Consider the following 20683-nt stretch of genomic DNA (forward strand, 5'->3'; position numbering starts at 1 on the left):
TGTAGGAGCTGCCGCAGGCTGCGATCTTTTGATCTTGAAAGGGCTTACCTGCCGCCCATGATCGCGATGTAGTCCTGGGTCCAGCGGCTGTACGGCACGAATTTGCCGCCTTCAGCCTGCGGGGTTTTCCAGAAGGCGATCTTGTCGAACTGGTCGAAGCCATTGGTCTTGCAACCCTCGGCGCCGAGCAGTTCGCTTTCCTTGCACGCTGCCGGCACGGCTGGCAGCGAACCAAACCACGCCGCCACGTCACCCTGGACTTTCGGCTGCAGCGACCAATCCATCCACTTGTACGCGCAGTTCGGGTGCTTGGCCTCGGCGTGCAGCATGGTGGTGTCGGCCCAACCGGTGGCGCCTTCTTTCGGAATGGTCGAGGCAATCGGCTGTTTCTCATTGATCAGGCCGTTGACCTGATACGGCCAGGCACTCGACGCCACCACACCTTCGTTCTTGAAGTCGCTCATCTGCACCGTGGTGTCATGCCAGTAGCGGTGGATCAATGGCTGCTGCGCACGCAACAGATCGAGCACCGCTTTGTACTGTGCTTCGGTCAATTGATACGGATCCTTGATCCCCAGCTCAGGCTTGGCGGACTTCAGGTACAGCGCCGCATCGGCGATGTAGATCGGCCCGTCATAGGCCTGCACGCGGCCCTTGTTCGGCTTGCCGTCGGGGAAGTTCTGCGCGTCGAACAGCACATTCCAGCTGGTCGGCGGCGTCTTGAACACGTTGGTGTTGTACATCAGCACGTTCGGGCCCCACTGATACGGGGTGCCGTAGGTCTGCTTGTTGACCACGTACCATGGCGCATCTTTCAGGCGTGGATCGAGGGTGTTCCAGTTCGGGATCAACACGGTGTTGATCGGTTGCACGCGTTTGCCGACGATCAAGCGCAACGACGCATCACCGGACGCGGTGACCAGGTCGTAACCGCCCTTGGCCATCAGGCTGACCATTTCGTCGGAGGTGGCGGCAGTCTTCACATTGACCTTGCAGCCGGTTTCTTTTTCGAAACCGGTGACCCAGTCGTAAGCCTTGTCGCTCTCGCCACGTTCGATGTAGCCGGGCCAGGCCACGATATCCAGCTGACCCTCGCCGGCGCCGACGGCCTTCAGCGGCTCGGCGGCTTGCAGGCTGGCGCTGGCCAACAGGGCTGTGGTGATTGCACTGAGCAGTGCGGTCTTGTGCACGAACATGGTTGAACCCTCTTCTTTAAATTATGGTCGGGGCAGTTGTGAACGCGGTGAAGCATGCCGTTGATGGCTTGTTATTAGCGTAGTCAGAGATGCTGGCCGTGGCGGGCCATGATGTGCCGCACCACGCTGTAGTCCTGCAGCGAATCACTGGATAAGTCTTTGCCGTATCCGGAGCGTTTCAGCCCGCCGTGGGGCATTTCGCTGACCAGCATGAAGTGGCTGTTGATCCACGTGCAGCCGTACTGCAAACGGGCGGCGACCTGCATTGCCTTGTCCAGATTCTGCGTCCACACCGACGAGGCGAGGCCGTATTCGGAGTCGTTGGCCCAGTCCACCGCTTGCGCGAGTTCGTCGAAACGGGTCACGGTCACCACCGGGCCGAACACTTCGCGCTGGACAATTTCATCGCTCTGTTTGCAACCGGCCAGCAGCGTCGGCTGGTAGAAGAATCCGGCACCGGAATGCACCGCCGCGCCGGTCACCCGCTCGATGTGCGGCTGACCGAGGGCGCGTTCGACGAAACTGGCGACGCGGTCGCGCTGGCGGGTGCTGATCAGCGGCCCGATTTCGTTGTCGGCATCGCGCTTGCCGGCGAAGCGCAGGCTGCTGACTGCCGCACCCAGTTCGGCAACCAGTTTGTCGTGAATCCCGGCTTGCGCGTAGATGCGGCACGCGGCGGTGCAGTCCTGACCGGCGTTGTAGTAACCGTAGGTGCGCACGCCGTCGACCACCGCTTGCAGGTCGGCGTCGTTGCAGACGATCACCGGGGCTTTGCCGCCGAGTTCCAGATGCGTGCGCTTGAGGGTTTTTGCAGCGGCTTGCAGGATTTTCTGCCCGGTGACGATATCGCCGGTCAGCGAGACCATGCGCACCTTGGCATGCCCGACCAGATGGCTGCCGACGCCTTCACCGCCACCGCAGAGGATGTTGATCACCCCGCGTGGCAGAATCTCGGCCAGCGCTGGCGCCAGCGCGAGGATCGACAGCGGCGTGTGTTCCGAGGGCTTGAATACCAGCGTATTGCCGGCGGCGAGGGCCGGGGCGATTTTCCACGCGGCCATCATGATCGGGTAGTTCCACGGCGCAATCGACGCCACCACGCCAATCGGATCGCGGCGCACCATGCTGGTGTAGCCCGGCAGGTATTCGCCGCTGAGCTGACCGGTCTGGCAGCGTACGGCACCGGCAAAGAAGCGGAACACATCGACAGTCGCAGTCAGGTCGTCCTGCCGCGCCAGGTGCAGCGGCTTGCCGCAATTCAGCGCTTCGAGGCGGGCGAGGTGATCGGCGTGTTTTTCCACCGCGTTGGCGATGTCCAGCAACAGATTCGAGCGTTGTTGCGGTGTGGTGCGCGACCATTCGGCAAACGCGCGGTGGGCGGCGAGAATCGCGGTTTCGACCTGCTCGGTGCTGGCCTCGGCGATGTGGGTGAGGATTTCACCGGTGGCCGGGTTGAGGATCGGTTCGACAAAACCCTGCCCGGCGACCAGTTCGCCGTCGATCAGCAACGCGGTACACATCGGGGTCTGCACGCCAGCCATTTTCCGCGATCTCTTTTCTTGTGTGGTCATTGTGGCTCCCATGCCCGGGAGCCGACCGTCTTATAGATGCAGCAAGACTAGTGCGCGGCTCCGAGGTCGACAAATTCTAAATACTGAAGGTGGCATTCGATTAAATAGATGGCTTGCGTCCGCCGTGCGGTTGCTCGCGGGCCACGGTCAGGAATGGATCGACCAGAGCGGGGCGCGCTGTCCCACGGCGCCAGGCCAGACCGACGTCGAGGGTCTGGTTGAGGTCGGCGATCGGCCGTGCTTCGATGATGTCGCCCTCCAGTGACCATGGGCGGTAAGTCATGTCCGGCTGGATCGACACGCCCAGGCCGGCTGCGACGAGACTTCGTACCGCCTCTGTGGAGGCGGTTCTGAGGGTGATCTTCGGTTGCAGCCCGGCACCGCGCCACAGGCGTTGGGCATTGCGATCCATCTCGTCGACGTTCAGTTGAATCAGCGGTTCGCGGGCAACATCGGCGAGATTGATGCTGTCGTGCTCCAGCAGCGGATGCTGGGCCGGCAGCCACAGACGGTGCGGCGAGTGCGTCAGCACTTCGGTTTGCAAGGCGTGGCGGTCTTCGAGGTTGGACAGGATCAGCACGCCGACATCGATCTCGCCGCTGACCAGCAAATGTTCGATGTACGGCCGCTCGTCCTCCATCACCCGGATCTCGACATTGGGATAGGCGCGCTGAAAACGGGTGAGCAAATCGGCGAGGTAATAACCGGCCACCAGACTGGTCACGCCGACAATCAACTGCCCGGCCACTTGGTCGGTGCTTTGTTGCAGGCTGCGCTTGGCGTTATCCACCGTTGCCAGAATCAGATGCGCCTGGCGCAGGAATTGATGACCCTGATGAGTCAAGGTCATGCCCTTGGCGTGACGGTTGAACAGGCTGACGCCGATTTCCTCTTCCAGTTGCTGAATGGCGAGCGTCAGGGTCGATTGGGAAATAAACGCGGTTTGCGCGGCGGCGGAAATCGAGCCGGTCTCGGCCACCGCGATGAAGTGACGGATCTGACGCAGGGTCATCATGAGGAGGGTACCCGGTGGGCAGTTTTTATCGATTGGCCTGAGTGTATATCGATTTTCACGAAGGGCTGCTGCAGGCGGAGCAACATCTGGAAGCACACTCGCAGGCCGGGCCAGGGCACTTTCGAACTAGGCTGAGGGCCTGATAGATCCGGATAACCCCTGCTTTGGAGGCGGAACATGAACACCCGTGGATTGCTCGACCAACTACTCAAATCCGGCCAGGATCTGTTGCAGAACAAGGCCGGCGGCGCGCAGAACAAACCGACGGCTGGCGGCCTGGGCGGTTTGCTTGGTGGGTCTTCAGGCTCAGGGGCGCTGGGAGGACTGCTGTCGGGAGCCGGCGGTGGTGCGCTGGCGGCCGGAGCGATGGGGCTGCTTCTCGGCAACAAGAAAGTACGCAAGGTCGGCGGCAAAGTCGCGATCTACGGCGGCCTCGCAGCACTGGGTGTGCTGGCCTACAAGGCCTACGGCAACTGGAACGCGCAAAAAGGCACCGCCCCACAAACCGAACCGCAAACCCTCGACCGCTTGCCACCGGCGCAAGCCGAGCAACACAGCCAGGCCATTCTCAAAGCACTGGTCGCCGCTGCAAAGGCTGATGGCCATATCGATGATCGCGAGCGCCAATTGATCGAAGGCGAATTCATCAAACTCGACAACGATCAGGAACTGCAACACTGGCTGCACGCCGAACTCAACAAACCCCTCGACCCAAGCGACGTCGCCCGCGCCGCGAGTACGCCGGAGATGGCGGCGGAAATGTACATCGCCAGCGTGATGCTGGTGGATGAGGAGAGCTTTATGGAAAAGGCGTATCTGGAGGAACTGGCCAAGCAACTGAAGCTGGAGCCGGGGTTGAAGGTAGAACTGGAGAAGCAGGTGCGCCTGGCATCGCAATAGAACTGCCTGAACACGGTATTCATGTAGGAGCTGCGGTACGCTGCGATCTTTTGATTTTTTAAGCCAACAGCAAAAGATCGCAGCGTGCCGCAGCTCCTACAAGGTTTTGGGCCAGACGCCGAAGCCTGCTCACGATTGCGTTTTCAGCCGCGCATCCACAGCAATGGCCGATCCAGCGCCCCTTTTTGCCGTTCCGGCACTGGCACGCCAGCCCCCGATTGTCGGACAGTCCCACCCCAGAGCCTCCCGGCCATCCATGCCTGGCAGGCCCGAGGGTTAAAAAGCGTCTTATAAATGAAACACCGCCCTCGGCTATACTCCCCGCATTTCGACTTAGGCACGAGGAATCACTGTGAAGAACTGGACGTTGCGCCAACGCATTTTGGCGAGCTTTGCGGTGATTATCGCCATCATGTTGCTGATGGTCGTTGTTTCGTATTCCCGCCTGCTGAAAATCGAAGCCAGTGAAAGCAGCGTGCGTGATGACGCCGTTCCCGGCGTCTATTACAGCTCGATGATTCGCGGTGCGTGGGTCGACAGTTACCTGCAGACCCAGGAACTGCTGGGGCTCAAGGAGGGGCAGGGCATCAGCAGTGAAGATGCGGCGGACTACAAGGCGTTCGAGACGCGCCTGCAAGAGCAGATGGCCAACTATCGCAGCACCGTCACCACCGACGAAGACCGGGTCGAGTTCGCTGCGTTCGAGAAGGATCACGACACCTACATGCAGATTCAGGATCAGGTACTCGATCTGCACAAGCGCAATCTCGAAGCCGAGGCGGTCAAGCTGTTTACCGAGAAGCTGACCCCGGCCTGGTACACCGGCCGCATGAAACTCAACGACATCATCGGTGAGAACAAGCGGGTCGCCGATCAGGCCATGGCCAACATCGACGAGGCGGTAGCGGCGGCCAAGGTCAGCATGTTTGTCTCGCTGCTGGTGGCCGTGCTGGCGGCAGGTGCCTGTGGCCTGCTGCTGATGCGTGCAATCATGGCGCCGATGAACCGCATCGTGAAGATCCTCGAAATCATGCGCACCGGTGACTTGAGCAGCCGTCTGAATCTGGATCGCAAGGACGAGTTCGGCGCGGTGGAAACCGGCTTCAACGACATGATGACCGAGCTGACCTCGCTGGTGTCTCAGGCCCAGCGTTCGTCGGTGCAGGTGACCACCTCGGTGACCGAGATCGCCGCCACATCGAAGCAGCAACAGGCCACCGCCACCGAAACCGCCGCCACCACCACCGAAATCGGCGCGACCTCGCGGGAAATCGCCGCCACCTCGCGGGATCTGGTGCGCACCATGACCGAAGTGTCCACCGCCGCCGATCAGGCCTCGGTGCTCGCCGGGTCCGGCCAGCAAGGCCTGGCGCGCATGGAAGACACCATGCACTCGGTGATGGGCGCGGCTGACCTGGTCAACGCGAAACTGGCGATCCTCAACGAGAAGGCCGGCAACATCAATCAGGTGGTGGTGACCATCGTCAAGGTTGCCGACCAGACCAACCTGCTGTCGCTCAACGCCGCCATCGAGGCCGAGAAGGCCGGTGAGTACGGCCGTGGTTTTGCCGTGGTCGCCACCGAAGTGCGGCGTCTGGCGGATCAGACCGCCGTCGCCACGTATGACATTGAACAGATGGTCCGCGAGATCCAGTCGGCGGTGTCTGCCGGTGTGATGGGCATGGACAAGTTCTCCGAAGAAGTGCGCCGGGGCATGGCCGAAGTGCAGCAGGTCGGCGAGCAACTGTCGCAGATCATCCACCAGGTGCAGGCGCTGGCGCCGCGGGTGTTGATGGTCAACGAAGGCATGCAGGCCCAGGCCACCGGTGCCGAACAGATCAACCATGCGCTGGTGCAGTTGGGCGACGCCAGCAGCCAGACCGTCGAGTCGTTGCGTCAGGCCAGTTTCGCCATCGACGAACTGAGCCAGGTGGCCGTCGGGCTGCGCAGTGGCGTTTCGCGATTCAAAGTCTGATGAGCGAAATCACTGCCAAACGCAGCGCTGCGCCAGTGGCCAGACAGGCGCTGTTTCTGCTGTTTCGCATCGGCAACGAACGCTATGCATTGCGCGCCACTGAAGTGGCGGAGGTTCTGCCGCGCGTACCGTTGAAGCCAATTGCCCAGGCGCCGAAGTGGGTCGCCGGGGTGTTCGCCTATCGTGGTGCGGTGGTGCCGGCGATCGACCTCAGCGCGTTGACCTTTGGTCAACCGGCCGAGGCGCGCACCAGCACCCGGCTGGTGCTGGTGCATTACCGCCCGGATGCACTGCAGCGGTCGCACTGGCTCGGGCTGATCCTTGAGCAGGCGACCGACACCCTGCGCTGCAATCCCGAGGATTTTCAGCCATATGGCCTGGACAATCGTCAGGCGCCGTACCTCGGCCCGGTGCGCGAAGATGCCCAGGGGCTGGTGCAGTGGGTGCGGGTCAACGATTTGCTGGATGACGCCGTGCGCAGCCTGCTCTTTCCCGCGCCGCGTGAGACGCCGTCATGAGCAGCGATCAGCGTTTTTTCGATTTCCTCAAGGAACGCATCGGTCTGGATGTCACGTCGGTGGGGCCGGCGATCATCGAGCGCGCGGTGCGCCAACGCACCACGCTCTCGCAGGCGGCGCACAGCGATGAATACTGGCAACTGCTGCAAGGTTCGCGGGATGAACAGCAAGCGTTGATCGAAGCGGTGATCGTCCCTGAAACCTGGTTTTTCCGTTACCCGGAATCCTTCGCCACGCTCGGCAAGCTGGCGCGCAAGCGTCTGGACCAATTGAACAACATGCGTGCGCTGCGCATCCTCAGCCTGCCGTGTTCGACCGGTGAAGAACCCTACTCGATTGCCATGGCCTTGCTCGATGCCGGGCTCAAGCCCCATCAGTTCAAGGTCGATGGCATGGATGTCAGCCCGCTGTCGGTGGACAAGGCGCGGCGCGGGTTGTACGGCAAGAACTCGTTTCGGGGTCAGGATCTGGGCTTTCGCGAGCGTCATTTCACCGCCGAACAGGACGGCCATCGGGTCAGCGAAGCGGTGCATGAGCAGGTGCGCCTGCAGGCCGGCAATGTGTTGGATCCGACGCTACTGGCGGGTGAGCCGCCGTTCGATTTTGTGTTCTGCCGCAACCTGCTGATCTATTTCGACCAGCCGACCCAGAAGCAGGTGTTTGAAGTGCTCAAGCGTCTGACTCATGTTGACGGCGTGCTGTTCATCGGCCCGGCCGAGGGCAGTCTGCTCGGGCGTCTGGGCATGCGCTCGATTGGCATCCCGCAGTCGTTTGCCTTCAGTCGACACGCTGAACCCATGCCCGAACCTGTGGTATTGCCGACCCCGACCCCTTTGCCAGTGCGCCAACCGCTGCGCAGTCCGCCGCCAGTATCGCCGCCGGTGCGTCCGCGGCCGTTTGCCAGCGTTGCATCGTTGCCCGTCAACAGCAAAAGCGCCAACCCGGACGCGGCGACCTTGCTCGCCAACATCGCCGCGCTGGCCAACGAAGGCAAAAGCGCCGAGGCCCGTGTGGCGTGCGAGCAGTACCTGCGCAGTCACGAACCGGTAGCGCAGGTGTTTTACTGGCTCGGCCTGCTCAGTGACGTGGCCGGCGCCACCCTCGAAGCCCAGAGTCATTACCGCAAGGCCTTGTACCTTGAGCCGCAACATCCCGAAGCATTGATGCACCTGGCTGCGTTGCTGCAGGCTCAGGGCGACAGCGCCGGTGCCAGACGATTGCAGGAACGCGCCGCGCGCAGCGGTCGTACCGCCGACAGTGAGCGTAAACGATGATCCCGTCCGACACCTTGAACGTCACCCACGAAGACGCCCGGGCCATCGATGACTGCTGGAACCGCATCGGCATTCACGGCGACAAGTCGTGCCCGTTGCTGGCCGAGCATATCCATTGCCGTAACTGCGCGGTGTATTCCGCTGCCGCCACGCGTCTGCTCGACCGCTATGCGTTGCAGCAGGATGAGCGCGACCCGGTCGCCGTGGCGGTCGAAAGCGACGTGAAAACCCGTTCGCTGCTGATGTTCCGCCTTGGCGAAGAGTGGCTGGGGCTGGCCACTCGCAGTCTGGTGGAGGTGGCGCCGCTGCAGGCGATCCACTCGTTGCCACACCAGCGCTCGCGGGCCTTGCTCGGTGTGGCGAACGTGCGCGGCGCGCTGGTGGCGTGCCTGTCGCTGGTCGAGTTGCTCGATCTGGATGGCAACGCCGCACCGGCCACGGGCGCACGGATCATGCCGCGCATGTTGATCATCGCCGCCCACGGCGGGCCGGTGGTGGTGCCAGTGGATGAGGTCGACGGCATCCACGCCATCGACGAACGCATTCTCGACGCTGCGTCGCGTGCCGGCGGTGAGCACAACAGCACGGCCAGCGCCAAATACACCCGTGGTGTCCTGCAATTCCGGGGGCGCAGCCTGCGCTGGCTGGATGAAGAACAGCTGCTGTCCGCCGTGACCCGGAGCCTCACATGACCCCCGAGCAAATGCGCGACGCCTCGCTGCTGGAACTGTTCAGCCTCGAAGCCGAGGCCCAGACCCAGGTGCTGAGCAGCGGGCTGCTGGCGCTGGAGCGTAATCCGACCCAGGCTGACTATCTGGAATCGTGCATGCGTGCGGCGCACTCGCTCAAGGGCGCGGCGCGGATCGTCGGCATCGACAACGGCGTCAGCGTTGCCCACGTGATGGAAGATTGTCTGGTCAGCGCTCAGGAAAAACGGCTGTTGCTGCGCCCCGAACACATCGATGCGTTGTTGCAGGGCACCGATCTGTTGATGCGCATCGCTACGCCGGCGAATGCCCCGCAAACGCCGGACATTGAGGCGTATGTGGCGTTGATGGGCCGCCTGCTCGACCCTTCGACACCGCCTGCCGTGGCGTCGCCGCCCATGGCCGAATTGCAGATGCAGGCACCGTCTGCGCCGATTGAAACGCCACCGCCACCGCCACCGCCACCGCCACCGCCACCGCCAGCGCCCAGGCCGGCGGTTGATGCACCGCTGGAAACCTCCGACCCGGCGCCGCGCAAGAGCAAACGCACCACCGAAGGTGGCGAGCGCGTGCTGCGGGTCACTGCCGAGCGTCTGAACAGCCTGCTCGACCTGTCGAGTAAATCACTGGTCGAAACCCAGCGCCTCAAGCCGCATCTGGCGACCATGCAGCGCCTCAGGCGCATGCAGAACAATGGTCTGCGGGCGCTGGAAAGCCTCAACGTACACCTCAAGGAACACGCGCTGAGCCTCGAAGCCCAAGAAGCCCTTGAAGAGGCGCGGCGCCTGTTGGCCGAGTCCCAGCAATTGCTCGCGGAAAAGAACGCCGAGCTCGACGAATTTGCCTGGCAGGCCAGCCAGCGCGCACAAGTGCTCTACGACACCGCGCTGGCCTGCCGCATGCGTCCGTTCGCCGATGTGCTCACCGGGCAAGTGCGCATGGTGCGGGATCTGGGGCGCAGCCTTGGCAAACAGGTGCGGCTGGAAATCGAAGGCGAGAAGACGCAGGTCGACCGCGATGTACTGGAAAAACTCGAAGCGCCGCTGACCCATCTGCTGCGCAACGCGGTCGACCACGGCATCGAAACCCCGGAACAACGCCTGCTCAAGGGCAAGTCCGAAGAGGGCCTGATCCGCCTGCGTGCTTCGCATCAGGCCGGTTTGCTGGTGCTCGAACTGAGTGACGACGGCAATGGCGTCGACCTGGAAAAGGTCCGCCGCAGCATCGTCGAACGCCAATTGTCACCGGCCGAAACCGCCGCACAATTGAGCGAGGAAGAGTTGCTGACGTTCCTGTTTCTGCCGGGTTTCAGCCTGCGCGACACGGTCACCGAAGTGTCGGGGCGTGGCGTCGGCCTCGACGCGGTGCAGCACATGGTCCGGCAGCTGCGCGGCGCAGTGGTGCTGGAGCAGACGGCGGGCGAGGGCAGTCGCTTTCATCTGGAAGTGCCGCTGACCCTGTCCGTGGTGCGCAGTCTGGTGGTGGAGGTCGGCGAGGAAGCCTATGCGTTTCCGCTGGCGCACATCGAGCGCATGTGCGATCTGGAGCCACAGGACATCGTGCAGATCGAAGGTCGCCAGCATTTCTGGCACGAAGGCCGACATGTCGGGTTGGTCGCCGCCAGCCAGTTGCTGAATCGTCCGGCCAGTCAGAGCAGCGGCGAAACCCTCAAGGTTGTGGTGATCCGCGAGCGCGATGCGGTCTATGGCGTGGCGGTCGAACGTTTTGTCGGCGAGCGCACTCTGGTGGTGCTGCCGCTGGATGAACGTCTGGGCAAAGTGCAGGACATCTCCGCCGGGGCGCTGCTTGACGATGGCTCGGTGGTGCTGATCGTCGATGTCGAGGACATGCTGCGCTCGGTGGACAAACTGCTCAATACCGGGCGCCTGGAGCGTATTGCGCGGCATGGCAACCAGGCCGCCGAGGTGGCGCGCAAACGGATTCTGGTGGTCGACGATTCGCTCACGGTGCGCGAGCTGCAGCGCAAGCTGCTACTCAATCGCGGCTACGACGTGGCGGTCGCGGTGGATGGCATGGACGGCTGGAACGCGCTGCGTTCGGAGGACTTCGATTTGCTGATCACCGACATCGACATGCCGCGCATGGACGGCATCGAGCTGGTTACGTTGCTGCGCCGCGATACCCGTCTGCAATCGCTGCCGGTGATGGTGGTCTCGTACAAGGACCGTGAAGAGGACCGCCGTCGTGGACTGGATGCGGGCGCCGACTATTATTTAGCCAAGGCCAGTTTTCATGACGACGCCCTGCTCGATGCAGTGGTTGAGCTCATTGGAGGAGCGCGGGCATGAAAATCGCAATCGTCAACGACATGCCACTGGCGGTGGAGGCTTTGCGCCGTGCGCTGGCCTTCGAACCGGCGCATCAAGTGGTCTGGGTGGCCGGCAACGGCGCCGAGGCCGTGCGTCTGTGCGCCGAAAACACCCCGGATCTGATCCTGATGGATCTGATCATGCCGGTCATGGACGGCGTCGAGGCCACGCGACGGATCATGGCTGAAACCCCGTGCGCGATCGTCATCGTTACGGTTGACCGCCAGCAGAACGTGCACCGGGTCTTCGAGGCCATGGGCCACGGTGCGCTGGATGTGGTCGATACCCCGGCCCTGGGGGCCGGTAACGCGCAGGAAGCGGCGGCGCCGTTGCTGCGCAAGATCCTCAATATCGGCTGGCTGATCGGCGAGAAAACCCCACGCTCGCGTCCGGTGCCGACACCGCACCGCAGTTCGGCGTCTTGCAAGCGGCTGGTGGCGATCGGCTCGTCTGCCGGCGGGCCGGCAGCGCTGGAAGTATTGCTCAAGGGTCTGCCACGCAATTTTTCGGCGGCCATTGTGCTGGTGCAGCACGTCGATCAGGTGTTTGCGGCGGGCATGGCCGAATGGCTGGCCAGCGCCAGTGGCCTGGACGTGCGCCTGGCCCGCGAAGGCGAGCCGCCACAGGCCGGCGCGGTGCTGCTGGCTGGCACCAATCACCATATTCGCTTATTGAAAAACGGCACGCTGGCCTACACCGCCGAGCCGGTCAACGAGATCTACCGCCCCTCGATCGACGTCTTCTTCGAAAGTGTCGCCAACTATTGGAACGGTGATGCCATCGGGGTTTTATTGACCGGAATGGGACGCGACGGGGCGCAAGGGCTTAAGCTCATGCGCCAGCAGGGATACCTGACCATCGCGCAGGATCAGCAAAGCAGTGCGGTGTACGGCATGCCCAAGGCCGCAGCGGCCATCGATGCAGCCGTCGAAATCCGTCCACTGGAAAAGATAGCGCCACGATTGCTGGAGGTTTTCCCCAAATGAACAGCGTTTTCCGCAATCCTGGCCCCCGCAGTACTCAGGTGACCGCCCATGAATGATTTACAGATCGACGACATTAAAACCGACGAAAACGCCGCCATGGTGTTGTTGGTGGACGATCAGGCGATGATCGGCGAAGCCGTGCGCCGTGGGCTGTCGAATGAAGAGAACATCGACTTCCACTTCTGTTCCGATCCGCACCAGGCCATCGCCCAGGCGGTCCGGATCAAGCCGACGGTGATTTTGCAGGACCTGGTGATGCCCGGCCTCGACGGCCTGAGCCTGGTGCGCGAATACCGCAATCACCCGGCGACCAAGGACATCCCGATCATTGTGCTGTCGACCAAGGAAGATCCGCTGATCAAGAGCGCGGCGTTCTCCGCCGGGGCCAACGATTATCTGGTGAAGCTGCCGGATACCATCGAGCTGGTGGCGCGCATTCGCTATCACTCGCGCTCCTACATGACCCTGCTGCAGCGGGATGCGGCGTACCGTGCGTTGCGCGTCAGCCAGCAGCAGTTGCTCGACACCAACCTGGTCCTGCAACGGCTGATGAACTCCGACGGCCTGACCGGGCTGTCCAACCGCCGGCACTTCGACGAGTACCTGGAGCTGGAGTGGCGCCGCTCGTTGCGCGATCAGAGCCAGTTGTCGTTGCTGATGATCGACGTCGATTACTTCAAGTCGTACAACGACAGCTTTGGCCATGTCGAAGGCGATGAGGCGCTGCGCAAAGTCGCCACGGCGATCCGCGACGCCAGCGCGCGACCGTCGGATCTGCCGGCACGCTACGGCGGTGAAGAGTTCGCGCTGGTACTGCCGAATACCTCGCCGGGCGGTGCCCGGCTGGTGGCAGAGAAGCTGCGCCAGACCGTGGCGGCGCTGAAGATTCCGCACAACACTCCGAGCGAAGGGGCGAGCCTGACCATCAGCATCGGCCTGGCGACCATGGTGCCGCAGGCGGGCAGCGACTGCCGGTTGCTGATTTCGGCGGCGGATCGTGGGTTGTATCAGGCGAAAAACAATGGCCGTAACCAGGTAGGTATCGAGTAACCCATCAATTGCTGTAGGAGCTGCCGCAGGCTGCGATCTTTTGATCTTAAAATGCAAAATCAAAAGATCGCAGCCTGCGGCAGCTCCTACAGGGCAATGTGTCAAGTGATTCACCCCGACAGCCGCCAGACGGGCTGCCGTGACCGCGTGATTACGTTATACTCGCCGGCTTTCAAAAGTTCGCCAACGAGTGCTGCCCGTCATGGAAATCAACCCGATCCTGAACACCATCAAGGACCTGTCCGAGCGCTCCGAAACTATTCGGGGGTATCTTTGACTACGATCAAAAGCATGAGCGTCTGATCGAAGTCAATCGCGAGCTTGAAGATCCTGCAGTCTGGAACAAACCTGAATACGCCCAGGAACTGGGCCGCGAGCGAGCATCGCTGGCGCAGATCGTCGACACTTTGGATGAGCTGTCCAGCGGTCTGGCCGATTCCCGCGAGCTGCTCGACATGGCCGTTGAAGAAAACGACGAAGGTGCGGTAAACGACGTCGTTGAACTGCTTCAAGGGCTTGAAGAGTCACTGGCCAAGCTTGAATTCCGCCGCATGTTCAGCCACGAGATGGATCCGAACAACGCCTACCTGGACATCCAGGCCGGTTCCGGCGGCACCGAGGCCCAGGACTGGGCCAACATCCTGCTGCGCATGTACCTGCGCTGGGCGGACAAACGCGGTTTCGACGCGACCATCATGGAGCTGTCGGCCGGTGAAGTCGCCGGTATCAAAGGTGCGACCGTGCACATCAAGGGCGAATACGCCTTTGGCTGGCTGCGCACCGAGATCGGCGTGCACCGTCTGGTGCGCAAGAGCCCGTTCGACTCCGGCAACCGTCGCCACACTTCGTTTTCTGCCGTTTTCGTCTCGCCAGAGATCGACGACAAGGTCGAAATCGAAATCAACCCGGCAGACCTGCGGATTGACACCTATCGTTCATCCGGTGCCGGTGGTCAGCACGTAAACACCACCGACTCGGCCGTACGTATCACCCACGTACCGACCAACACCGTGGTCAGCTGCCAGAACGAACGTTCCCAGCACGCCAACAAGGACACCGCGATGAAAATGCTGCGGGCCAAGTTGTACGAGCAGGAAATGCAGAAGCGCAACGCCGCTTCCCAGGCGCTGGAAGACACCAAGTCGGACATCGGCTGGGGTCACCAGATCCGTTCGTACGTGCTCGACGCGTCGCGGATCAAGGACTTGCGCACCAACATCGAACGCAGCGACTGCGACAAGGTACTCGACGGCGATATCGACGAATACCTGGAAGCCAGCCTGAAATCGGGGCTGTAACAGACGCACACAGGATCGCTGATGCAACGCGATCCCTGTAGGAGCCAGCCCTGCTGGCGATTCCCGGGCCGCCAGGCCCGGGGGCAACGAACCTGATGGAATATCTGAAGACATGAGCGACCAACAACTCGACCCGCAAGCCCTGCAACAGGAAGAAAACTCCCTGATCGCCCTGCGCAAGGAAAAGCTGGCTGCCGAGCGCGCCAAGGGCAACGCCTTCCCGAACGACTTCCGCCGCGAAAACTACTGCGAAGATCTGCAGAAGAAATACGCGGACAAGACCAAGGAAGAGCTGGCCGAGGCTGCAATCCCGGTCAAGGTTGCCGGTCGCATCATGCTTAACCGTGGCTCGTTCATGGTGATCCAGGACATGACCGGGCGCATCCAGGTCTACGTCAACCGCAAGACCCTGTCCGAAGACACCCTGGCCGCCGTCAAGACCTGGGACATGGGCGACATCATTGCCGCCGAAGGCACCCTGGCGCGTTCCGGCAAGGGCGACCTGTACGTCGAAATGACCAACGTGCGCCTGCTGACCAAGTCGCTGCGCCCGCTGCCGGACAAGCACCACGGCCTGACCGACACCGAGCAGCGCTACCGTCAGCGTTACGTTGACCTGATCGTCAACGAAGAAGTACGCCAGACCTTCCGCGTGCGTTCGCAAGTGATCGCGCACATCCGCAGCTTCCTGATGAAGCGCGACTTCCTCGAAGTCGAAACGCCGATGCTGCAGACCATTCCTGGCGGCGCAGCGGCCAAGCCGTTCGAAACCCACCACAACGCGCTGGACATGGAAATGTTCCTGCGTATCGCGCCTGAGCTGTACCTCAAGCGTCTGGTGGTTGGCGGTTTCGAGAAGGTGTTCGAGATCAACCGCAACTTCCGTAACGAAGGTGTTTCGACGCGTCACAACCCTGAATTCACCATGTTGGAGTTCTACCAGGCTTACGCCGACTACGAAGACAACATGGACCTGACCGAGGAGCTGTTCCGTGAACTGGCGCAACTGGTGCTGGGCAGCACCGACGTGCCGTACGGCGACAAGGTGTTCCACTTCGGTGAGCCGTTTGCCCGTCTGTCGGTGTTCGACTCGATCCTCAAGTACAACCCTGAGCTGACTGCCGATGACCTGAACGACATCGACAAGGCGCGCGCCATCGCCAAGAAGGCCGGCGCCAAGGTGCTGGGCTTCGAAGGTCTGGGCAAGCTGCAGGTGATGATTTTCGAAGAACTGGTCGAGCACAAACTGGAGCAGCCGCACTTCATCACTCAGTACCCGTTCGAAGTGTCGCCGCTGGCTCGTCGTAACGACGAGAACCCGAACGTCACCGACCGTTTCGAGCTGTTCATCGGCGGCCGTGAAATCGCCAACGCCTACTCCGAGTTGAACGACGCGGAAGACCAGGCCGAGCGCTTCATGGCGCAGGTGGCCGACAAGGACGCCGGCGACGACGAAGCCATGCATTACGACGCCGACTTCGTGCGCGCGCTGGAGTACGGCATGCCGCCAACGGCCGGTGAAGGTATCGGCATCGACCGTCTGGTGATGTTGCTGACCAACTCGCCATCGATCCGCGATGTGATCCTGTTCCCGCACATGCGACCGCAAGCGTAAACGTTTCAGTTAAAAAGCCGCCTAAAACAGGCGGCTTTTTATTGCCTGTCTGGTACAAATGTATCAATTGGTTAATTTTGCAATAGCAGAGGAAGTCCAGTCGTGATGGTTGCAATCGCTCAAGAAGGTGCAGCGGGTATCGCCACTGCGGTCGCTGAAAGTGTTCAGTACCAGGGCCGCAAGGCCAGCCGACAGGGCAGTGAGCAGCGTCGACAGGACATTCTCGACGCGGCGATGCGCATTGTCGTGCGCGACGGCGTGCGCGCCGTGCGCCACCGGGCCGTGGCGGCCGAGGCCGGCGTGCCACTGTCGGCCACCACCTATTACTTCAAGGACATCGATGACCTGCTCACCGATACCTTCGCCCAATACGTCGAACGCAGCGCGGCCTACATGGCCAAGCTGTGGATCAACAACGAAGGCCTGCTGCGCGAGATGGTCGTCAGTGGCGACGGCAGCCCCGAGTCGCGCTCGCAACTGGCCGACGACATCGCGCGGCTGATGGCCGACTATGTGCACCGGCAACTGGTCAACCGTCGCGAGCACCTGATGGCCGAGCAGGCGTTCCGCCAGGAAGCACTGCTCAACCCGCGCCTGGCGGATCTGGTGCGCTCCCACCAGCAGATCCTGCTGCAGGGCACCTGCCAGTTGTTCCAAGTCCTGGGCTCACGTGAACCGCAACAGGATGCCAAAGTGTTGACGGCGATTATCGGACGGATGGAATATCAGGGCCTGCTCAACGACGCCGAGCCTTTGGCCGAACAGGACATGCTCGGGATTCTGACGCGGTACATGCATCTGGTCCTGGCCTCGGTGTAAGCCCTGTTGTCCGTCTGACACCGATCCCAATGTAGGAGCTGCCGCAGGCTGCGATCTTTTGATCTTGCTTTAAGAGATCAGGATCAAAAGATCGCAGCCTGCGGCAGCTCCTACAGGGAGGTATTGCGAGTTCATGGGAGTATTGAATGAAAGCCTGGCGTGGCGTGCTGATCGCCTTGTCGTTCCTGCTGCTCAGCGGTTGTCTGGTGACTTTCAAGGATCCGCTGCCCGCCAGTGAGTCGGCGCCCAAGGGCCTGCTGGGCACGTGGTCGAGCACCAATGCCTGGGGCGAGCCGATGAACCTTGAGCTGACCCGCGTCGGCCATGATCGCTATCAGGCGATCACCTGGTTCAAGGCCCGGCCTCACGAGCGTGAGGCGTACCCGTTCACCGTGTCGCGCCACGGCAGCCGCTGGTACCTGTCGGCGAAAGTGCCGGCGCGTTACGGTGGCCAATACGCCATCGCCGGTTTCGAACTCACCGACAAACACGAGCTGGTGGTGTACAACCTCGACCTCGAACAGATCAATCAGGCGATCAAGCAGCAAGTCTTCGACGGCAAGGCTTTCCAGACCGAGGACGACGGCGACGGCGTGCAAGTCGACAGTAGCCTCGACAAGGTCTTTGCTTACCTCGACGATCCGGCCAATTCCGATGTCTTCGTCGAGGCCGCGCGCTATCAGCGCCAAGCCCGCGCCAAATAATTCAGTTTTCTACAGGAGTTTCGGGTGGACGATTACCAGCAGACGATACGCACGTTGTCCGATCGCATTGTGCTGGCGCAGACGCCGATCCGCGTGCTCGATGCGGTGAAGTGGGACGAGAACATCCGCAAGGGCTTTCTCAAGGCCAAGGGCAAGGAAATGCCGGCGGTGGATCGCGACTACTACCTCAATCGGCCGCTGAGTTTCGATTCGAGCAAGGTCAAACTCGAGTTCCAGAACATCGAACGCGACATCACCCGCCAGCTCGGCCAGTTCAACCCGGTCGGGCAGATCATGCGCCGCATGTGCAAGGAATACCGGATGGTGGTGCGCATGCTCGAAGCGCGCGGCACCGAAGATTTTGGCCTGATCTCGCAAGAGCTGTACGGCGCTGCGTCCGATGCGTTCCACGCCGGCGACCCGACCTTGGCCGACCTCGGCCTGATGATGTCTGACTACCTGAACAACATCGACGGCCGCGGCGACCTGAAAGACGAACCGAAGGTCCTCACCGCCAAGGATGCCGTACACCTGTTGCAAACCCGGTTGAACAAGGTGTTCGGCGAGGCCGAGGAAACCATCCGCGTGTTCGAGTCCGACGGCATCGTCGCCGACGCGGCAGCAGGCGCCGACTACATCAAGATCCGCACCGACGCGCTGTTCAACGACCGCGACGTGCGTGCACTGGAAGTCCACGAAGGCCTGGTGCATGTCGGCACCACGCTTAACGGCCTGAACCAGCCGATCTGCACCTTCCTGTCCAAGGGCCCACCGTCGTCGACAGTGACCCAGGAAGGCCTGGCGATCCTGATGGAAATCATCACCTTTGCCTCCTACCCGAGTCGCCTGCGCAAACTGACCAACCGCACCCGTGCCATTCACATGGTCGAGGAGGGCGCGGACTTTTTGCAGGTGTTCGAGTTCTTCCGCGAACAGGGTTTCGAAATGGCCGAAAGCTACGGCAACGCCAGCCGGGTGTTCCGAGGCTCGACGCCGAACGGTCTGCCATTCACCAAAGACTTGTCCTACCTCAAGGGCTTTATCATGGTTTACAACTACATTCAGTTGGCCGTGCGTAAGGGCAAGCTTGAGCAGGTACCGCTGCTGTTCTGCGGCAAGACCACCCTGGAGGACATGCGTACCCTGCGTCAACTGGTCGATGAAGGTCTGGTGGTGCCGCCGAAATACCTGCCGGAACAGTTCCGCGACATGAACGCGCTGTCGGCATGGATGTGCTTCTCCAACTTCCTCAATCACTTGAGCCTGGACCGGATCGAGGCGGATTACTCCAATATCCTCTGAACCACATACAAACCCTGTGGGAGCTGGCTTGCCAGCGATTGCAGTCTGACAGTCAATATTGATGTTGGCTGACCCACCGCTATCGCTGGCAAGCCAGCTCCCACAGGGTTATTTGTTGACACAATTATTGTTTTCAACCCGAATCCTGCGAGGTTTCACCGGATGAGAATCCTCGGCATCCTTTGCCTGCTCCTGACCCTCGGCGGTTGCAGTTCGCTGTTGTTTTACCCCGAACCGGGCCAGATCTTCACCCCGGAAAAAGCCAGGCTCGAATACCGCACCGTCACCCTGACCACGGCCGACGGCCTCAAGCTCAACGCCTGGTGGCTGCCGGCCAAGCCTGGTGTCGAGGTCAAAGGCACAGTCCTGCACCTGCACGGCAACGGCGGCAATCTGCCGATGCACTTGGGTGGCAGTTGGTGGTTGCCGAAAAACGGCTATCAGGTGCTGCTGGTGGACTATCGCGGGTATGGCTTGTCCGAGGGCAAGCCGAGTCTGCCGGCGATCTATCAGGACATCGACGCCGCGTTTGCCTGGCTGGATCAGGCGCCAGAGGTCAAAGGCAAGCCGCTGATCCTCCTCGGCCAGAGCCTCGGCGGCTCAATGGCCGTGCATTGGCTCGTGCAGCACCCCGAGCGGCAGAAACAGCTGAAAGCCTTCGTGCTCGACGGTGTACCCGCCAGTTACCGCAGCGTCGGTCAGTACGCCCTCAGCACGTCGTGGCTGACCTGGCCGTTTCAAGTGCCGTTGTCGTGGCTGGTGCCGGACGGCGACAGTGCGATCAACTCGATGCCGCAGCTTAACGGCGTGCCGAAACTGATCTTTCACAGCATCGACGACCCACTGGTGCCAATGTCCAACGCCATCCGCCTGTATCAGGCAGCGCCACCACCACGGGTGTTGCAGTTGACCCGCGGCGGCCACGTACAGACCTTCGGCGACCCGGTCTGGCGCCAAGTGATGCTGCGTTATCTGGAAGATCCCGAGCACTTCAACGGCCTGCGGCGCCTCGGCGAGATCCCCAATTATCCGCAACCCCCGAATTCTGAAGATGAGAGTCCGCAATGACTGAAGAACGTAACGCCATCCCGCTGATCATCACCGGTATCTGCAGCATCCTCGGCACCGTTGGGGCGCTGTGGTATTACGGCTACCTGCACTTCGCCAAACCCGAGGATGCGCTGCTGCTCAACGAATTCACCATGCTCAAGACCGTGCCGGGCGAAGACTACAAAGTCTCGCTGGACCCGGCGCCGCAGGTGGCGCAGTGCATCGACGGCGTGCTGGTGCTGTTCGACACCGAGCAGAAAGGCCTGACCGGGGTGCTGATCAATGCGCAGAAAAAAGCCGTGCGCTGCATGGGCCAGGAAACCCCGCAGAAACTCGAGCCTTAAACGCAAAAGATCGCAGCCTTCGGCAGCTC

General features: G+C 61.7%; 18 protein-coding genes. 15 read left to right on the forward strand and 3 right to left on the reverse strand.

Annotated features, from left to right (window positions below):
- Nucleotides 1–44 precede the first annotated feature (44 nt).
- The 3 genes from ydcS to GTQ41_RS05270 all read right to left on the reverse strand — a co-directional run bounded on the left by ydcS (nucleotide 45) and on the right by GTQ41_RS05270 (nucleotide 3782).
- Nucleotides 45–1196, reverse strand: coding sequence for a putative ABC transporter substrate-binding protein YdcS (gene ydcS, locus GTQ41_RS05260; protein WP_047292782.1), 1152 nt, complete (start codon nucleotides 1194–1196; stop codon nucleotides 45–47).
- An 83-nt stretch (nucleotides 1197–1279) separates the two neighbouring features.
- Nucleotides 1280–2737 carry a gamma-aminobutyraldehyde dehydrogenase gene (locus tag GTQ41_RS05265; protein ID WP_047292784.1) on the reverse strand — a complete coding sequence of 486 codons (1458 nt, stop codon included), beginning with the start codon at nucleotides 2735–2737 and terminating at the stop codon, nucleotides 1280–1282.
- A gap of 130 nt (nucleotides 2738–2867) precedes the next feature.
- The gene (locus tag GTQ41_RS05270; RefSeq protein ID WP_007954670.1) at nucleotides 2868–3782 is read right to left on the reverse strand and encodes a LysR family transcriptional regulator; all 915 of its coding nucleotides are present in this window, start codon (nucleotides 3780–3782) and stop codon (nucleotides 2868–2870) included.
- A 177-nt stretch (nucleotides 3783–3959) separates the two neighbouring features.
- Between GTQ41_RS05270 and GTQ41_RS05275 the strand changes: the two genes are divergently transcribed.
- From GTQ41_RS05275 to GTQ41_RS05345, 15 genes are all read left to right on the forward strand, one after another.
- On the forward strand, nucleotides 3960–4682 hold the full coding sequence (locus tag GTQ41_RS05275) for a tellurite resistance TerB family protein (protein WP_047292787.1): 723 nt from the start codon (nucleotides 3960–3962) through the stop codon (nucleotides 4680–4682).
- Between the two features lie 352 nt (nucleotides 4683–5034).
- Nucleotides 5035–6657: a methyl-accepting chemotaxis protein gene (locus tag GTQ41_RS05280; RefSeq protein WP_041063242.1), complete on the forward strand. Its 1623-nt coding sequence runs from the start codon at nucleotides 5035–5037 to the stop codon at nucleotides 6655–6657.
- Complete coding sequence (locus tag GTQ41_RS05285; protein WP_047292789.1) at nucleotides 6657–7175, forward strand: chemotaxis protein CheW; 519 nt, start codon at nucleotides 6657–6659, stop codon at nucleotides 7173–7175. The genes GTQ41_RS05280 and GTQ41_RS05285 overlap by 1 nt, the downstream gene beginning before the upstream one ends.
- Nucleotides 7172–8449, forward strand: coding sequence for a protein-glutamate O-methyltransferase CheR (locus GTQ41_RS05290; RefSeq protein ID WP_047292792.1), 1278 nt, complete (start codon nucleotides 7172–7174; stop codon nucleotides 8447–8449). Before GTQ41_RS05285 ends, GTQ41_RS05290 begins: the two co-directional genes overlap by 4 nt.
- Nucleotides 8446–9141, forward strand: a complete 696-nt coding sequence (locus tag GTQ41_RS05295; RefSeq protein ID WP_047292794.1) for a chemotaxis protein CheW — start codon at nucleotides 8446–8448, stop codon at nucleotides 9139–9141. Before GTQ41_RS05290 ends, GTQ41_RS05295 begins: the two co-directional genes overlap by 4 nt.
- Nucleotides 9138–11465, forward strand: coding sequence for a hybrid sensor histidine kinase/response regulator (locus tag GTQ41_RS05300; RefSeq protein ID WP_217325428.1), 2328 nt, complete (start codon nucleotides 9138–9140; stop codon nucleotides 11463–11465). Before GTQ41_RS05295 ends, GTQ41_RS05300 begins: the two co-directional genes overlap by 4 nt.
- Nucleotides 11462–12472, forward strand: a complete 1011-nt coding sequence (locus GTQ41_RS05305) for a chemotaxis response regulator protein-glutamate methylesterase (protein ID WP_041063258.1) — start codon at nucleotides 11462–11464, stop codon at nucleotides 12470–12472. Before GTQ41_RS05300 ends, GTQ41_RS05305 begins: the two co-directional genes overlap by 4 nt.
- Nucleotides 12473–12520: 48 nt before the next feature.
- The gene (locus tag GTQ41_RS05310; RefSeq protein WP_047292797.1) at nucleotides 12521–13522 is read left to right on the forward strand and encodes a PleD family two-component system response regulator; all 1002 of its coding nucleotides are present in this window, start codon (nucleotides 12521–12523) and stop codon (nucleotides 13520–13522) included.
- A gap of 202 nt (nucleotides 13523–13724) precedes the next feature.
- A protein-coding gene (prfB, locus tag GTQ41_RS05315; RefSeq protein ID WP_096795805.1) for a peptide chain release factor 2 occupies nucleotides 13725–14820 on the forward strand; the annotation gives its coding sequence in 2 pieces (ribosomal slippage) (nucleotides 13725–13796 and nucleotides 13798–14820; 1095 coding nt in all).
- A gap of 112 nt (nucleotides 14821–14932) precedes the next feature.
- A complete protein-coding gene (gene lysS / locus GTQ41_RS05320; RefSeq protein ID WP_041063265.1) occupies nucleotides 14933–16435 on the forward strand; it encodes a lysine--tRNA ligase in 1503 nt (500 codons plus the stop codon).
- Nucleotides 16436–16540: 105 nt separating this feature from the next.
- On the forward strand, nucleotides 16541–17254 hold the full coding sequence (locus GTQ41_RS05325; protein WP_007964212.1) for a TetR/AcrR family transcriptional regulator: 714 nt from the start codon (nucleotides 16541–16543) through the stop codon (nucleotides 17252–17254).
- 146 nt (nucleotides 17255–17400) lie between these two features.
- The gene (locus GTQ41_RS05330; RefSeq protein WP_047292800.1) at nucleotides 17401–17958 is read left to right on the forward strand and encodes a hypothetical protein; all 558 of its coding nucleotides are present in this window, start codon (nucleotides 17401–17403) and stop codon (nucleotides 17956–17958) included.
- Nucleotides 17959–17982: 24 nt separating this feature from the next.
- Nucleotides 17983–19260 carry a flavohemoglobin expression-modulating QEGLA motif protein gene (locus GTQ41_RS05335; RefSeq protein WP_047292802.1) on the forward strand — a complete coding sequence of 426 codons (1278 nt, stop codon included), beginning with the start codon at nucleotides 17983–17985 and terminating at the stop codon, nucleotides 19258–19260.
- Nucleotides 19261–19422: 162 nt separating this feature from the next.
- Nucleotides 19423–20328, forward strand: a complete 906-nt coding sequence (locus GTQ41_RS05340) for an alpha/beta hydrolase (protein ID WP_047292804.1) — start codon at nucleotides 19423–19425, stop codon at nucleotides 20326–20328.
- On the forward strand, nucleotides 20325–20654 hold the full coding sequence (locus GTQ41_RS05345; RefSeq protein ID WP_007964217.1) for a hypothetical protein: 330 nt from the start codon (nucleotides 20325–20327) through the stop codon (nucleotides 20652–20654). The genes GTQ41_RS05340 and GTQ41_RS05345 overlap by 4 nt, the downstream gene beginning before the upstream one ends.
- Nucleotides 20655–20683: the final 29 nt, after the last annotated feature.

Source organism: Pseudomonas sp. AN-B15, assembly GCF_019056475.1.
Taxonomy (GTDB): Bacteria; Pseudomonadota; Gammaproteobacteria; order Pseudomonadales; family Pseudomonadaceae; genus Aquipseudomonas; species Aquipseudomonas parakoreensis.

Bases quoted from the DNA above. Each gene is read 5' to 3' on its own strand.
- GTQ41_RS05340 (WP_047292804.1), top strand. From the start codon at position 19,423: ATGAGAATCCTCGGCATCCTTTGCCTGCTCCTGACCCTCGGCGGTTGC.
- GTQ41_RS05325 (WP_007964212.1), top strand. From the start codon at position 16,541: ATGGTTGCAATCGCTCAAGAAGGTGCAGCGGGTATCGCCACTGCGGTC.
- lysS (WP_041063265.1), top strand. From the start codon at position 14,933: ATGAGCGACCAACAACTCGACCCGCAAGCCCTGCAACAGGAAGAAAAC.
- GTQ41_RS05310 (WP_047292797.1), top strand. From the start codon at position 12,521: ATGAATGATTTACAGATCGACGACATTAAAACCGACGAAAACGCCGCC.
- GTQ41_RS05275 (WP_047292787.1), top strand. From the start codon at position 3,960: ATGAACACCCGTGGATTGCTCGACCAACTACTCAAATCCGGCCAGGAT.
- GTQ41_RS05290 (WP_047292792.1), top strand. From the start codon at position 7,172: ATGAGCAGCGATCAGCGTTTTTTCGATTTCCTCAAGGAACGCATCGGT.
- GTQ41_RS05345 (WP_007964217.1), top strand. From the start codon at position 20,325: ATGACTGAAGAACGTAACGCCATCCCGCTGATCATCACCGGTATCTGC.
- GTQ41_RS05300 (WP_217325428.1), top strand. From the start codon at position 9,138: ATGACCCCCGAGCAAATGCGCGACGCCTCGCTGCTGGAACTGTTCAGC.
- GTQ41_RS05270 (WP_007954670.1), bottom strand. From the start codon at position 3,782: ATGATGACCCTGCGTCAGATCCGTCACTTCATCGCGGTGGCCGAGACC.
- GTQ41_RS05305 (WP_041063258.1), top strand. From the start codon at position 11,462: ATGAAAATCGCAATCGTCAACGACATGCCACTGGCGGTGGAGGCTTTG.
- ydcS (WP_047292782.1), bottom strand. From the start codon at position 1,196: ATGTTCGTGCACAAGACCGCACTGCTCAGTGCAATCACCACAGCCCTG.
- GTQ41_RS05265 (WP_047292784.1), bottom strand. From the start codon at position 2,737: ATGGCTGGCGTGCAGACCCCGATGTGTACCGCGTTGCTGATCGACGGC.
- GTQ41_RS05330 (WP_047292800.1), top strand. From the start codon at position 17,401: ATGAAAGCCTGGCGTGGCGTGCTGATCGCCTTGTCGTTCCTGCTGCTC.
- GTQ41_RS05295 (WP_047292794.1), top strand. From the start codon at position 8,446: ATGATCCCGTCCGACACCTTGAACGTCACCCACGAAGACGCCCGGGCC.
- GTQ41_RS05285 (WP_047292789.1), top strand. From the start codon at position 6,657: ATGAGCGAAATCACTGCCAAACGCAGCGCTGCGCCAGTGGCCAGACAG.